This window comes from Sorangium sp. So ce426, assembly GCF_051475585.1.
Taxonomy (GTDB): Bacteria; Myxococcota_A; Polyangia; order Polyangiales; family Polyangiaceae; genus Sorangium; species Sorangium cellulosum_B.
The window spans coordinates 12,608,526-12,622,171 of record NZ_CP150341.1; the positions used below are offsets into that span (position 1 = coordinate 12,608,526).

At 72.6% G+C, this 13,646-nt stretch carries 13 protein-coding genes; 6 read left to right on the forward strand and 7 right to left on the reverse strand.

The window, feature by feature from the left end:
• Nucleotides 1–3: 3 nt before the first annotated feature.
• Nucleotides 4–957, reverse strand: a complete 954-nt coding sequence (locus tag WMF44_RS47375) for a zinc-binding dehydrogenase (protein WP_437301690.1) — start codon at nucleotides 955–957, stop codon at nucleotides 4–6.
• Between the two features lie 186 nt (nucleotides 958–1,143).
• On the opposite strand from WMF44_RS47375, the gene WMF44_RS47380 reads away from it, so the two are divergent.
• On the forward strand, nucleotides 1,144–2,076 hold the full coding sequence (locus tag WMF44_RS47380) for a LysR family transcriptional regulator (RefSeq protein ID WP_437296634.1): 933 nt from the start codon (nucleotides 1,144–1,146) through the stop codon (nucleotides 2,074–2,076).
• 70 nt (nucleotides 2,077–2,146) lie between these two features.
• On the opposite strand, the gene WMF44_RS47385 is transcribed toward WMF44_RS47380, so the two are convergent.
• Nucleotides 2,147–2,959, reverse strand: coding sequence for an alpha/beta hydrolase (locus WMF44_RS47385; protein ID WP_437296635.1), 813 nt, complete (start codon nucleotides 2,957–2,959; stop codon nucleotides 2,147–2,149).
• A 117-nt stretch (nucleotides 2,960–3,076) separates the two neighbouring features.
• A complete protein-coding gene (gene hisC, locus WMF44_RS47390) occupies nucleotides 3,077–4,174 on the reverse strand; it encodes a histidinol-phosphate transaminase (protein WP_437296636.1) in 1,098 nt (365 codons plus the stop codon).
• 223 nt (nucleotides 4,175–4,397) lie between these two features.
• On the opposite strand from hisC, the gene WMF44_RS47395 reads away from it, so the two are divergent.
• Nucleotides 4,398–4,955 carry a glycine cleavage system protein R gene (locus WMF44_RS47395; RefSeq protein WP_437296637.1) on the forward strand — a complete coding sequence of 186 codons (558 nt, stop codon included), beginning with the start codon at nucleotides 4,398–4,400 and terminating at the stop codon, nucleotides 4,953–4,955.
• 34 nt (nucleotides 4,956–4,989) lie between these two features.
• A complete protein-coding gene (locus WMF44_RS47400; RefSeq protein WP_437296638.1) occupies nucleotides 4,990–5,931 on the forward strand; it encodes a hypothetical protein in 942 nt (313 codons plus the stop codon).
• A 16-nt stretch (nucleotides 5,932–5,947) separates the two neighbouring features.
• Here WMF44_RS47400 and WMF44_RS47405 read toward each other — a convergent pair whose 3' ends face one another.
• Entirely contained in the window at nucleotides 5,948–6,733 is a 786-nt protein-coding gene (locus WMF44_RS47405) for an HAD family hydrolase (RefSeq protein WP_437296639.1), read from the reverse strand.
• A 216-nt stretch (nucleotides 6,734–6,949) separates the two neighbouring features.
• Between WMF44_RS47405 and WMF44_RS47410 the strand changes: the two genes are divergently transcribed.
• On the forward strand, nucleotides 6,950–7,738 hold the full coding sequence (locus WMF44_RS47410; RefSeq protein WP_437296640.1) for a Uma2 family endonuclease: 789 nt from the start codon (nucleotides 6,950–6,952) through the stop codon (nucleotides 7,736–7,738).
• Nucleotides 7,739–7,792: 54 nt separating this feature from the next.
• On the opposite strand, the gene WMF44_RS47415 is transcribed toward WMF44_RS47410, so the two are convergent.
• A complete protein-coding gene (locus WMF44_RS47415; protein WP_437296641.1) occupies nucleotides 7,793–8,557 on the reverse strand; it encodes an SDR family oxidoreductase in 765 nt (254 codons plus the stop codon).
• 158 nt (nucleotides 8,558–8,715) lie between these two features.
• Between WMF44_RS47415 and WMF44_RS47420 the strand changes: the two genes are divergently transcribed.
• On the forward strand, nucleotides 8,716–9,579 hold the full coding sequence (locus WMF44_RS47420) for a helix-turn-helix transcriptional regulator (protein ID WP_437296642.1): 864 nt from the start codon (nucleotides 8,716–8,718) through the stop codon (nucleotides 9,577–9,579).
• A 12-nt stretch (nucleotides 9,580–9,591) separates the two neighbouring features.
• Here the strand turns inward: WMF44_RS47420 and WMF44_RS47425 are convergent, their stop codons facing one another.
• The gene (locus WMF44_RS47425; RefSeq protein ID WP_437296643.1) at nucleotides 9,592–10,320 is read right to left on the reverse strand and encodes a helix-turn-helix transcriptional regulator; all 729 of its coding nucleotides are present in this window, start codon (nucleotides 10,318–10,320) and stop codon (nucleotides 9,592–9,594) included.
• Nucleotides 10,321–10,406: 86 nt separating this feature from the next.
• Between WMF44_RS47425 and WMF44_RS47430 the strand changes: the two genes are divergently transcribed.
• Nucleotides 10,407–11,135: a glutathione S-transferase C-terminal domain-containing protein gene (locus WMF44_RS47430; protein ID WP_437296644.1), complete on the forward strand. Its 729-nt coding sequence runs from the start codon at nucleotides 10,407–10,409 to the stop codon at nucleotides 11,133–11,135.
• A gap of 64 nt (nucleotides 11,136–11,199) precedes the next feature.
• On the opposite strand, the gene WMF44_RS47435 is transcribed toward WMF44_RS47430, so the two are convergent.
• Complete coding sequence (locus WMF44_RS47435) at nucleotides 11,200–13,500, reverse strand: beta-propeller domain-containing protein (RefSeq protein WP_437296645.1); 2,301 nt, start codon at nucleotides 13,498–13,500, stop codon at nucleotides 11,200–11,202.
• Nucleotides 13,501–13,646 lie beyond the last annotated feature (146 nt).

Sequence of the window (13,646 nt, forward strand, 5' to 3'; positions counted from 1 at the left end):
GCTCTAGGCCGTCGCATTCGGCAGGAGAAGACACCGCACATCCGGCTCCTCGTTCCAGGCATTGGTCACAGCGCTGAGGGGCAGACTCTTGAACGGCGCACGAAAGCCGGCCTCCGGGGCCGCTGCCAGCAACTCGCCGGCCCCGGCCAGCAGATCCTTCACGGGAACGCTTCCGATACCGCTGCCGATGAGCTCGAGCCCCGTGCTGCGCAGCATGTCACCTCGGATTGGAGTCTCGTCGCCAGCCACGGTACCCAGCTGAACGAAGCGCAGGCGTGGCTCGCCAGCCCTGGACCCACGGTCCTTCGTCGCTGCCCGGAGAACGCGGACGGCCGGCTCGCCCCACACGAAGTCGAGCACGACGTCGACGCCTTGATCGAATTGATCCCGCAATGATCGATCCGCGTCCTCGTCCAAGGCGATTTTCACGTCGGCGTCGAGCCGGTCCAGCTTCACCTTGTCACGACCGACAGCGATCACCTTGCTCGCTCCGAAGTGACGGGCGGTTTGAATCGCCATGCCCCCCGCCGCGCCCGTCGCGCCGTTCACGAGCACCGTGTCGCCCTCCTGGAGGAGCGCCCGGCGTGACAGCGCGATCCAGGAGGCGAGCCCCGCTGTCGCGATCGCTGCGGCCTGCTCATCGGATAGCGCGTCGGGCACCGGCACGATCATGCTGTCCATGGCGAGCGACCTCTCGGCCATCGAGCCGAAGGGCGCCTTCGGGAACAGGAAGTAGACACGCCTCCCCGCAGCGTCTGTGCCGACGCCGTCGACGCCCGGGACGAAGCCGCCGCTCGTTCCGCTCGCATAGTGCCTGCCCGAGGCCAGGCCTTTGACGATGGGGCTGAGCGGAGCGGCGTGTACGGTCACCACGGTCTCACCGTCGCCGGGCTCCGGCTCACGGAAATCGTCATAGGACGGCGGGACACCGAGCGCATGTACGACTGCCGCTTTCATGCTGAAACCTCCAAACGATTGTGGCGGTGGCGCCGTGTTGGCGACGACCGAGCCCGTTTCCCCCGAACCCCCGCGATGACGCAGTGCATGTGCGTGCTCCTTGTTCTTCACGGCGAACGCGCCGTCGACGCGGAGAAGATGCGTCGGCTCGGCGCATCGATCCACTGCATGATAGACATACTCATCATGCCTGCCCTTCATGACGTGGCCTCGGTCGATCTCAACCTCGTGCGGGTGCTCGGCGCGCTCCTCGACGAGCGGCACCTCACGCGCGCGGGCAAGCGGCTCGGCCTCACCCAGTCGGCGACGAGCCACGCGCTCGGCCGGCTCCGGCGCCTCTTCGGCGATCCGCTCTTCGTCCGCACCTCGCGCGGCCTCGCCCCGACGGCGCGGGCCGAGGAGCTGGCGGAGCCGGTGCGCGAGGCGATGCGCGCTCTCGATCGCTGCTTCCGCGCCGAGGAGCCGTTCGTCGCCGCGAGCGCCGCCCGCAGCTTCAGCGTCGCCACCGCTGACTACGGCTCCTTCGTCCTCGCGCCGAAGCTCCTCGATCGCCTCGGGCGCGAGGCGCCTAACGTCGATCTCTGGCTCCGCGCGGTCGACGCCTCCTTCGGGGAGCAGCTCGCCCGCGGCGACGCCGACGTGGTGGTGGCCCCGGCGCGCAGCGAGGGGCTCCCCGCTGGCATCCGGTCACGCCCGCTCTACCGCGAGCGCTTCGTCTGCCTCGTGCGCAAGGGGCACCCGCTGGTGAAGAAGGGCATCGACCTCGCCGCCTGGACGTCGATGCGCCACGTCTTCATCGCCCCGCGCGGCACGCCCGGCGGTGTCGTCGACGAGACGCTGGCGCAGCTCGGCAAGCGCCGTCGCGTGGCGCTGGCGGTGCCGCACTTCCTCCTCGCGCCCCACGTGGTCGCCGGCTCCGACCTGGTCGTCACCGTCGGCGCGCGCGTGGCCGAGGCCTTCGCGGAGATCCTCCCCTTGCGCGTTGTCGATCCGCCGGTGAAGCTCCCCGGCTTCGAGGTGCGCATGTACTGGCACGAGCGCCACCACCGCGATCCGGCGCAGCGGTGGTTCCGCGACGCGGTGCGCGGCGCGGCCGAGCCGTCGTCCGTCAGAGCGTGAGGCCGAGCGGGGGCTTGTGGCGTCGCTCGCCGGCGGGGCCCGGTGAGCCGAGCGCGCAGGCCGGATCGCGCTACCCCAGGAGATAGAAGCGCAGGAACCCCAGGAGGCTCCTGATCGTCTCTCGCGAAGCCTCGCTGTCGTCGAGCAGATCGAACGCGTGCGGCCCCGCGGCGTGGTTCACGAGCGTCACTGGCAGGTTGCGGGCCAGCGCTCCGGCGGCGAAGTCATCGATCGTCTCGTTCAGGTGAGGCATCCTGTCCTGTCCTGCCCTGGCGATGAACAGGGGCAGATCCTGAGGGAGGTCGTCGATCGACTTCCCGGCGCACGGGTTGACGAACCGGAACTGCGCCGCCGCCTCCGCGACGCGGGTGGACGCACCGAGATCGAGCATGAAGCCGTAGCAGAGGGCGGCGCACCGGAGCGAGCCGCTCGGTTCCCGCATCAGCGCCGACAGGGCCATGGGGACGTTGCCCGAGCAGGCCCACAGGCCGATCCGGCGCTCGTCGATCCCGAGCGAGGCGGCGTTCTGCCGGAGGTGATCGAGCAGCGCGTGGAGATCGGACGGCTCCCGGTTCGTGTAATTGATGCCCACGAGGCCGGAAGCGGCCACCAGCCGTCCCCACGACGTCGATTGCCCTATCTCCTTGCGTTTGCAGCCGAACACCGACTCGAACCCCGGATCCGGATATCCGGACACGAAGACGACGGCTGGCGCCCGCGCCACGGCCACCGAGGTTGGTGGAGCGTAGAGGTCGAAGGTCAGGGCGCCTGCATCGGTCGCCTGGTACGCGATATCCCTGCGGAGGAGGACGGCATCCATGCCGGGGATCTCGAGGACCGCCGTCCTCTTCATCATCTTGTCTCGCTCGGATTCCTGGCTCATCGGTGCTTCTCCTTTGCTGTGGTGCCGACCAGCGCCGCGCGATGACAGCGCACCGCGCGGGCTGCTCCGGTGACGCAAAAGCGCTCTTCTTTTTGTCCGTGAATCGAGCGGCTCAGCTCATCGCGCGCTCGCGGCCCCGGCGGCGCGCGACAGCGCGTCGATCGCGCCAAGCAGCGCGTCGTTCTGCTCCGGCGTGCCCACCGTGATCCGCAGCCTGTCCTGGATGCGCGGCGCGTCCCAGTAGCGCACGAAGATCGCGCGGTCGTAGAGCGCCCGGTACATCGCCTGCGCCGACAGCCCTCCTCCCGGCGGGCTCGCCAGGACGAAGTTGCTCTGGCTCGGCGCCACCGTGAACCCCCTCTGCCGGAGCGCCCCCGTGAGCCGGGCGCGCTCGGCGATCACCTTCTCCCAGCTCTTCCGCGCCTCGTCCCGCGCGGACAGCGCCGCGGTGGCCGCGGCCTGCGAGAGGATGTCGGTGTTGTAGCTGTCGCGGGCCTTGTCGAGCGTCTCGATGAGCCGCGGGTGCCCGAGCCCGTACCCGAACCTGAGCCCCGCGAGCGAGTACCCTTTGCTCAGGGTCCGCAGCAGCAGCACGTTGTCGAGCCCCCGCGCCGGGTCGAGCAGCGGCGTCGCGTCGAGCTCCGCGAAGTCGACGTACGCCTCGTCGATGAGGAGCACGCCGCGGAACGCCCGCGCGACGCGCTCGAGCTTGTCGAGCGGCTCCTGCCGCCCCGACGGCGCGTGCGGGTTGACGAGGAGCGCGAGCCGGCAGCCGCGCTCGTTCAGGCGCTCTGCGAAATCCTCCGGGACCGACCAGTCCTCCGCGAGGGGGACCTGGGTGATCGTCGTGCCGTGGATCTCCGCGAGCACGTCGTAGAGCGAGTAGGTCGGGTACGTCTCGCCGATGCCGCGGCCGCCGGGCTCGCAGAACACCGTCACGGCCATGCGGAGCAGCTCGTCGCCGCCGTTCGTGGCGATCACCTGCTCGGGCGACAGGCCATGGATCCGCGCCGCTGTCTCGCGGAACTGCTGCGCCCGGGGCGGCGGGTACCGGCGGAGCTGATCGGCCGAGACGTCCCGGATCGCCTCGAGCACGGCGGCCGGCGGCGGGTACGGGTTCTCGTTCGTGTTGAGCTTGACCACGTCGGCCCGCTGCGGCTGCTCGCCGGGCGTGTAGGGCGTGAGTCGATGGATGTTGTCGCGTTCGTACAGCATGGGGATGGCCGTCTCTCGCCCACTGGCCCGCCGGAGACAAGCGCCTCGTCGCCGGCATGACGCGCGCGGACGCGCGCGCGGCGCTCGATCCGGCCGCCCTCGGGGGAGCTCGGCCGGAGGACACGGACGGCGTTGCCCGGGCGCTCGTCGTCCGGGACGCGCGCCTCGCCGCGCGCCGGCGGCGAGGTGCGCTGGCCGCGCGGATCGGACTAAGATGCGCCGCATGACGACGACGTCCGAGCCTGAAGTCTTCCTGGTCCTCTCCTGCCTCGGCCCTGATCGGACGGGCATCGTCGCGGAGGTGACCCACTACCTGACGGAGCGCGGCGCCAACGTGGAGGACAGCCGGATGGCGGTGCTCGGCGGCGAGTTCGGCATCCTCCTGCTCGCGTCGGGGCCCCCCGGCGCGATCGCGGCGGTCGAGCGCGAGACGGAGGCGCTCACCCGGGCGACGGGGCTCACGGTGCAGAGCCGCAGGACCAAGAGCCCGGAGTCGCACCGGCGCGCGGCGACCATCCCTTGCGTCATCTCCGTCGACGCGCTCGATCACGAGGGCATCGTGCGCGCGGTGTCGCGCGCGCTCCACGGCGTCGGCGTCAACATCGTCTCGCTCGAGACCTCGGCCTACGAGGCGCCCGTCACCGGCTCGCAGCTCTTCCGGATGGAGGCCCGCGTCGACGTCCCCGCCGGGGTGACCGTCACCCAGCTCCGCAAGGCGATGGATGCGGTCGCGGAGTCCGAGAACCTCGACATCGACGTCCGCTCGCTCATCAAGGGCTGACCGCGCCGCGCGAGAACCGGTATCCTAGCGGGCCATGCCCTTCAGCAATCTGAGCTCCCCCCGCAAGGTGCACGGCCTGGACGCGGAGATCCGAGGCGCCGCGGTCCTCGCGAGCCCCGGGCTCGTCGCGATGGTCTCGACCGATCCGGTGCGCCTCGTCGTCTGCCCGGTCGGCGGCTCCGGCGCGAAGACGACGAACCTGTCGCTGCCTTCGGCGCACGACGTGGCGCTCCTGTCGAAGGACGTCGCCGTGGTGCGGAGCGGCGACGACGCGGTGTGGGCGCTGCTCGGCATCACGCACGGCCCGAAGCTCGATCAGGTCGGCCGGGACGCGCGGCAGCTCGCCACGCGGCCGTCGGGCGAGACGGCGCTCGCGCTCGGCTGGGACGGCAGCGCGACGGAGCTCAAGCTCGACAAGACCGAGGTGAACGGCCGCACGTTCGCGGTGCGCGGCTCCGCGCGGGCGTTCGACCTGACCGAGACCGAGGCGCACGTGGTGATGGACGGCGCGGGGGAGGGCGGCGAGCTCCGCGTCCACCCCGGCGCCACGCCCGAGCCGGGCCCGACGCTCCGCGCCTCGCTGCCGCGCGCGGCCAAGAACCTCGATCGCGTGCGCGGCGGCCCGAAGCTGACGGCGGTGTACAAGCGCGGCGCGAGCGCGCTCTGCGCGGTCGTGAGGTCGTCCGGCAAGCTCGCGGCCAAGATGCTCACGTTCGCCGATCCCGTCGCCGACGTCGCCGTCCTCGAGTCGAGCCTCTTCGCGGCCTTCGCGGACGGCCGCGTCGCGCTGTTCGACGGCGCCGCCATCGAGGCCGCCACCGGCGCGCCGCCCGCGCCGACGGCGAGCGTCACGCTCGGCGCCCGCGGCGAGCCGGCCGTGCTCGCGGTCGCGGGCAAGGGGTCGCCGACGCTGTGGGTCGGGACGAGCGCCGGGGAGATCTGGAGCCTGGCGATCGTCCGCAAGCAGGGCGGCTGAGGGGGGGCGCCGCGGCTCACGCCGCGCGCGCCGCGATCCGCCCGTCGACCAGCGCGTCCGGATCGAGCTGATCGAGCGTCGTCACGACGCGATCCGCCCCCGCGGCGGCCAGCAGCGCCTCGTCGGCGAGCCGTGCCACGCCGATCGAGATCATCCCGGCCGCCTTCGCGGCCTGCACCCCGGAGGGCGCGTCCTCGATCACGAGGCAGCGCGGCGGCGGGACGCCGAGCGCGCGCGCGGCGGCCAGGAACAGGTCCGGCGCCGGTTTTCCGCGCGCCACCGCGACGCCGCAGAGGTCGGCGTCGAACAGATCGAGCAGCGTCCCGCCCAGGGAGACCGGCGCGCGGCGGGGGTTCTGGTGCTCGACGAAGGCGTCGACGCGGATCCTGCGGAGGAGCTCGCTGGCGTTCCTGGACGACGACGCCGCCGCGAGGAGCACGCCGCGCGCCTTGAGCTCCAGGATCAGCCGCGTCGCGTCAGGGAACACGACGAACTTCCCCGCCGCGATCTTCTGGAGCAGCACCTCCTGCTTGCGCTCGGCGTAGACCCGGGCGCGCTCCGCCGCGTCGGGCACGCCGAAGTAGTCGAGCGCCGCGCGCGCGCCGCTCTCGCGCGCCTTGCCGGCGACTTCGCTCTGGTAGACGTCCGTCGTGAACCGCTCCGGCGCGTAGCGCGTCTCGGGCGCGATCGCGCGCCACTCGGTCGCCATCAGCGCCTCCAGCGCCTCCTGCCAGGCGCGCTCATGCGGCGAGTCGACAACCACCCCATCCACGTCGAAGAGCACTCCCCCGAGAGAACGCATGCCGCCGACATGGCGCCGGCGCGCCGGATCGGGAGCCCCACGCCGCCTCGGCGACGCGGCGCGCAGTCCGTTGGAGCGCGCTGGCGACAGCCGCCCGCGGCGCCGCGCCGCGCCTCCTCCGGCTCCGCCCGACGGCGCGCCACGGCCGACTGCCGCGCGCCGTCGCGCCCGCCTGTGGCTCCCGCCGCTCCGCTCGGGGTGCTACCGTGCGGGCTCGTGCTGCCTGCCCGTTCCGGAGCCGCTCCCCCTGCGACGCGCCTGCCGCGCGCGCTCGTCGTCCGCGACCCGGAGCCCGAGGAGCTCCGCGCGACCATCGACTGGTCGGACTGGTACCTGGACGACGCGGACGGCATCGGCGCGTGGGGCGAGCACGACGAGATCTCCCGCCTGCTCCTCTCCTCGATCGCGCAGCTCGCACGCGAGCGCGGCTGGACCGACCACCACGCCGGCACGGATCGGTTCTTCGCCTGGGTGCGCGAGGAGCCGCTCGTGCGCGTCTCGCCGGACGTCTACCTCCTCGATCACCGCCCCGCGCCGCCGCTGCCCAAGCAGTGGCAGACCTGGCTGCCCGGACACCGGCCCCCGCGCTTCGCCCTGGAGATCGTGGCGACCGACTGGCAGAAGGCCTACGAGGACGTCCCGCTCAAGTACTGCCAGCTCGGCTGCCCCGAGCTCGCGATCTTCGATCCGCTGGCCGCCACGCACCGGCCGCCGGCGGGGCGCGTGGCGCTCCAGGCCTACCGGCGCGACCCCGACGGCGCGTATGTCCGCGTGTACGCCGGCGCCGGGCGCGTGTGGAGCCCCGCGCTCGACAGCTGGCTCTGCGTGATCGGCAGCGGGGCCGAGGCCCGGCTCCGCCTCACGCGCACCGGCGGCAAGGGCGAGCTCGTGCCCACCCAGGAGGAAGCCGCGGCGATCGAGGCCCGCGCGAGGGAGGCGGCCGAGGCGCGCGTGCGTGAGCTGGAGGCGCGCGTGCGCGAGCTGGAGAAGCTGGATCACGGGTAGCGCAGGGCGCGCGTCACGGCGCCGCGAGCGTCTCCGGTCGCGAGGAGGCGCCGGTCACACCTGCTGGGTCGGCATGACGGTGACGTGCGCCAGGTTGACGTGCCGCGGGAGGGCGGCCGTGAAGGCGATGGTGCTCGCCAGGTCGTCCGCCGTGAGCCACGTGATCTGCTGCCTCGCCTCGGCGATCCACGCCTTGGCGGCCTCGTCGGTCATGTGGCTCTGGAGCTCCGTGTCGACGAACCCAGGCTCGATGACCGAGACGCGGACGTGCTTCGGTCCGAGCTCGGCGCGCAGGTTGCGCGAGAGGTGGGTGACGGCGGCCTTGGTGGCGCAGTACACGGCGAACGTCGGAAAGACGCCGTGCGCGCCGATCGACGAGATGTTGATGAGGTCCGACGGGCCGCCCCGCCTCGCGGCCGCGAGCAGCGGATCGATGAACGCGTCGACGACCCGCATCGCGCCGGTGAGGTTGACCTCGATCATCTGCTCGAAATCGGCGATCCGGTGCTCCTCGACGCCGGACGGCAACATGACGCCGGCGTTGTTGATCACGAGGTCGACGGGGCCGAGCTCGGCCGCGATCGACCGCGCCGCGCCGGCGACGGCGGTCCTGTCCCTGGCGTCGACCGCGAGCGCCAGCGCGCGCCCGCCCGCGGCGCGGATGCCCTCGGCCAGCGAATCGAGGCGGTCTTTGCGGCGCGCGAGGAGCGCGACGGCGGCGCCCTGCGCTGCGAGCTTGCGCGCGGTGGCCTCACCGATGCCGCTGGAGGCCCCGGTGACGACGGCGATGCGACCTGCGAGAGGAAGATGTTGAGACATGGTGCCAGCTCCTGGTTGGGTCCCCGCTCGGGGGTGCCCGCAATCTGGAGCTCCGCGTCGAGGTTAGGCAGACGTGCCGCGAACCTGGGATTCGCAATCCCTGGATAGAGAAGCGCGAACAGTGCATCTTTCGATGCGTGCCCGGGGCGCGCGCGATCGTGAGCGACAGGCGGAGCGAGCTGGCGGATTTCCTCCGAGGGAGGCGGATGCGCGCGGCGCCGATCGCGGGCGGCGCGTTCGCGGGGAAGCGGCGGCGCACGCCGGGCCTCAGGCGCGAGGAGATCGCGCAGCTCGCCGGGCTCAGCGTCGACTGGTACACGCGGCTCGAGCAAGGGCGTGACGTGAACCCGTCGCGCGAGACGCTCGAGGCGATCGCGCGCGTGCTGAAGCTCGACGACGACGAGCGAGGTCACCTGTTCTACCTGGCGAGGCCCGAGCCCGCGCGGGCCGCGGCGCGCCAGGAGAGGGCCGAGCCGGCGATGGCGCGCGCGCTCGAGGCGATGCGCGTCCCGGCGCTCGTCTTCAGCCCTCGGTTCGACGTGCTCGCGTGGAGCGGCGCGGCGCGCCGCCTGCTCGTGGACTTCGGCGACGTCTCCCCGCGGAGGCGCAACCTGCTCTGGATGACCTTCCGCCATGCGGCCTACCGCGCGCGCTACGCGGAGATCGGCGTGATCGAGCGGGAGGTCGTGGCCGCCTTCCGCTTCAGCGCGAGCTCGCACGTGGGAGATCCGGAGTTCGACGCGCTCGTCGCCGAGCTGCTCGAGACGAGCGAGGCGTTCCGGGCGATCTGGGCGCGGCACGAGGTCCGCGCCAAGGTGAGCGGCACGAAGGCCTTCCGCGTCGAGGCCGAGGGCGCGGGCGGCAGCGACGCCGGCGGCGCCGGGCCGCTCGTGCTCGAGTGGCACACGCTCGCCTCGACGACGTCGAGCCGCCAGCAGCTCGTCTACTACACGGCGCGCGCGGCGGGCGGATCCGAGGACGAGCGCCGCCTCGCGGCGCTGTGCGGGGCTGACAGCGGATGAATTGCTGACGTCCTAGCGCGCCCTGGCCGACGTCGCGCCGGCGTGCTCCGGCAGCTCCCTGCGCGCGCGCATGTGCGCGCGCCACCGCGCGCGGAGGGCGCTCGGCTTCTCGGCGTAGCGCTCGTCGAGGAACCTGGCGCCTGTCACGCGGTCCGTGCGGAAGTGGCGGAAGTCCTGGCGGAGCTCGCACCACGCCGCGAGGAGCCGCGTCGACTCGCGATACCCCACGATCACGGGCCACACGACGCGCTCGCTCTCGCACCCCGTCTCGTCGCGGTAGCGAAGCGCGATCTTCGTGCCGGCGCGGATCGACGCCCGCACCTCGGCCAGGTCGAGCGCGTCGGGCGCCTGGTCCCCCGCGGCGTGCGCGCCCGTCGCGGGCTCGAACACGAAGGGCCGCAGCCGCTCGGGGACCGCCGCTGCGATCTTCGCGATGAGGTCCTTCGCCGCCCGCTGCAGGGCGACGTCCCCGCGCTGGGCGACCCACTGCGCGCCGAGGACCGCGACCTCGATCTCGTCGGGCGTCAGCATCAGCGGCGGCATGTCGAAGCCGCGATCGAGCACGTACCCCGTGCCGGCCTCGCCGCGGATCGGGACGCGCTGGGCCAGGAGGTCCGCGATGTCGCGGTAGACGGTGCGCTTCGACGTCTCGAGCTCCTCGGCGAGCGCCGCCGCCGTGATCGGCGCCCGCTGCCGGCGCAGGATCTGCAGGATCTGGAACAGGCGATCGGCGCGTCGCACGGGGGATGCTGACACCAGGTTGTCAGCAGGGCGGGGCTACATCAAGCGCAGTCCACGGCGCACCCACAACCGCTCGGAGATTGCCCATGATCACGCTCCACAGCTTCGGCCCCATGTTCGGCTTGCCGGAGGCCAGCCCCTACGTCACCAAGACCGAGGTCCAGCTCAAGCTGCTGGGCCTGCCCTACGCGAAGGAGCGCGCGCGGCCCGATCTGTCGCCGAAGGGGCAGCTGCCCTTCATCGACGACGGCGGCGCGCGCATCGCCGACTCGCACTTCATCCGCGAGCACCTCGAGAAGAAGCACGGCAAGGATCTCGACGCCGGCCTCGACGCCCGGCAGCGCGCCGAGGCGTGGGCCGTCGAGCGCATGCTCGAGCACCAGCTCGCCGCGGCCTCGGGCTGCGCGCGCTGGCTCATCCCGGAGAACTTCGCGAAGGGCCCGGCGAATTTCGTGAGCGGCGCGCCGGAGGAGGCGCGACCGAAGCTGCGCGAGGAGCTCCTCGCGCGCGTCCGCGAGAACTTCCGCGCGATGGGCATCGGGCGGCACTCGGACGCCGAGATCGTCGAGCTCGGCGCGCGCTCGCTCTCCGCGCTCTCCGCGCTGCTCGGGGACAAGCCGTACCTCTTCGGAGCGCGCCCGGCGGGCGTCGACGCGACGGCGTTCGCGGTGCTGGCGGGCATCCTCACGCCGTTCTTCGACTCGCCGCTGCGGCGCAGGGCCGAGGGGTTCGCGAACCTCACCGCGTACACCGCGCGGCTCATGAAGGAGTTTTACCCGGATCACCCGTGGGAGGCGGCGCGGCCGGGCGCCTGAGCGGCGCAGCGCCGCCGGCCCGGACGGGGCGGCGGCGCTGCGGCCGATCGCCGCCTGGTCGGCGCTACTCCTCGGGCGCCGGCTCGGGCGCCGGCCCGGGCTCCGCGACGCCGCCGTCGACGCCGGCGCACGCGTACCCGGTCGAGTCCGGGGTGGGCAGGGGCAGCGACGCCACCGGCGTCGCGAGGTCGTCGAGCGCGTTCACGAGCACGCCGCCCTGGGAGTACGAGTAGACGTAGTCCTCGATGAACAGCCCGCGCTGCACGGCGGCCCCGCCGTAGGTGCACCCCGACGGCACGCTGCTGAAGAAGCCGCTGTGGTCGACCGCGCCGAGCCGGCTGAACCCGTCCTCGATATCGACGTTGAACAGCTCCAGCGTGCTCGACATCGCGCCGGTCTCCCCGTCGAAGCTCACGAGCGGGAAGGCGAGCACGCCGAGCTCGCCGTAGTACGTGAACGCCTTGTGGTTGTACTCGGCCTCGGAGTGCATGTACCGCGCCCCGTCGAGCGCCTCCTTGTGCAGGAGCGCGGGCGCCGACGCGCTCGTGACGTCGAAGATCTGGAGAGCAAGGCCGGTCACCGTGCCGTCCTCCTCGCCATCCCTGCCGATCGTCAGGAGGTGACCGTCGTCGAGCGGGTGCATGTACTCGCTGAAGCCGGGGATCTTGAGCTCACCCGCGACGGAGGGGGACGCCGGGTCCGCGAGATCGATCACGAACAGCGGATCGACCCGGCGGAACGTCACGACATAACCGCGATCTCCGACGAACCGGGTGGACTGGATGGTCTCGCCGGGGGCGAGATCGGTGACGGCGCCGATCTGGGCGAGATCGGCCCCTTGCGCCTCGAGGACGAACACGTTGTTGCTCGTCGTCCACCTCGGCTCCGCCGGCACCTGCGAGGTCGTCGAGACGCGGAGCTTGCCGTTGTGCTCATCGAGCGAGAACTGGTTGATGATGTGGCCGGGCACCGAGCCTGACGCGACGTACCCGGGCTGGCTCGGGTCGGCGATCAGATCGAACTTGTGCAGGTGGGTGCGGTTCGTGCCGACGAACACCTCGCCCGGCGCCGCCTGCTGCTGCCAGGAGCGCGCGGCGACGTAGAGCGCGTCGTGGCTCGCGTACACGGTGTCGGTCGCGCCGACGATCGACGTCGACTCCGGCGCCGCGGCGAGGTCGCCGAGGTCGATCGACTCGATCTGCGTCAGGCCGTACGACGTCGTGCCGGCCTCCGGAACGTAGAAGTCCGAGCAGCTCGCGTCGAGCAGCGTGACCGCCTCTCCCTGCTTCTCGAAGCGGTACGGCAGCCACGTCGAGAGCGGGGCGTCCTCGATGAGCGCCGCGTTCTCGGTGCGGAGCTGCTCGAACGCCGCGGTCCACGCCTCGGCGGTCTCGGGGTACTCGGTCAGGCCTGACGGCCAGTAGCGGAGCGCGGGGCCGTGGGCGCCGCCGGCCAGCACCGTGCGCACGTTCGGGCCGGTGCGCCGCGCCGAGCTGTAACCTCCCTCGAAGTAGACCTCCTTGACCACGCTGGGTGCGCCGCCGGCGAGGCTCAGGACGGTGATCTTCGTGAGCGGCGCCCAGACGCCGCCCGAGCCGGGCACGTCGACGCCCGGGTCGGGCGGCGGCGGCTCATCGGCCCCGCCGCCGTCCGGAGGCGGGGGCGCCGGCGCTTCACCGCCGGACGGCTCCTCGGCGTCGGGGGGCGTGTCGTCCTCCGACGGCGTATCACCGCCGGACGGCGGCTCGGTGTCGTCCGGCGGCAGCGGCCTCGCGTCTCCGCCGTCGGCGGGGGTCCCCGGCGCGCCGCTCGGCGCGCTGGGGTTTCCAGGCGTCGGCGCGACGCCGCCGCCGCCGACCATGGTGTCGACGAGCAGGTAGTCGTAGTACCCCGGCCGCGGCGTGACGCCCGCCTGCTCGTAGATCGCGGCCCCGTTGACCGACGAGTAGACGACGACCTTGTCGCCTGCCACGAACATCTCGAGGGGCGACCCCTCGATAGCGAGCGAGCTGCCCACCGCGAGCGACGACGCCGGCCACGCCGTCAGGGTGTAGAAGCTCTGGCCGTGGAGCACGTAGATGTTGTTGCCGTCGGTCTTGATGATATCCGCCTCATCGACGCCGGCGACCTGGGTGTTCGTCTCGGAGTGGGCAGGGTCGGCGCCGCTGCCGCTGTCTTCCCCCGAGGTCTCCTGGCCGGTATCCCCGTCGCCTGCCGTGGGCGGCACCGGGGCGGGCGTGTCCGTGGGATCCTGGGCCCCTCCGGGGACGCCGACGCTGCCGTTGTCGACGCCGCCGACGACGCCGCCGCGGGGGTAGCCGTACGCCGAGTAGCTCGCGATCGTGGCGTCGATCTGGGCGTTCATCTTGGCGAGCGCGTCCTGCTTCAGCAGCGCTTCGAGGTCGTCGCAGGACTGAGCCCGGTGGAGCGCCGCCCGCTGAGAGTCGACAGGCTCGCCAGGCGTTGATCCCGTCTCGCATCCGACAGCGAGGAGGCCTGTTGCCAGGAGGA